This window comes from Flavobacterium sp. GNP008 (genome assembly GCF_056428965.1).
On the sequence record NZ_JBWJVL010000083.1, the window covers coordinates 1 to 216 of the forward strand.

Annotated in this window: 1 protein-coding gene; it reads right to left on the reverse strand. The window is 63.0% G+C overall.

The genetic code is table 11. The features are described 5' to 3' along the window. Positions 1 to 216, reverse strand: a 216-nt coding sequence (locus AC0608_RS13985) for a VOC family protein (RefSeq protein ID WP_478289507.1), incomplete at both ends; no start/stop codon positions are given.

Sequence of the window (216 nt, forward strand, 5' to 3'; positions counted from 1 at the left end):
CTCAAGGCGCTTCTCATAAGGAGCGAGATCGTCGACGGAGACGGCCCACCCCATCCAGCCGCCGCCCTGTTCTTGGCGTGCACGCACTGCCTGTCCGAAGACCGCTTTTTCTGCGGCTGGGTGATCGAGGACCTCCACAATCTCGATGTAACGCGGGCCGGACAGCGGCAAGATGCGATTGCGGGTGCCGAAGCTGGGATGGACTCCGCCGTTGAT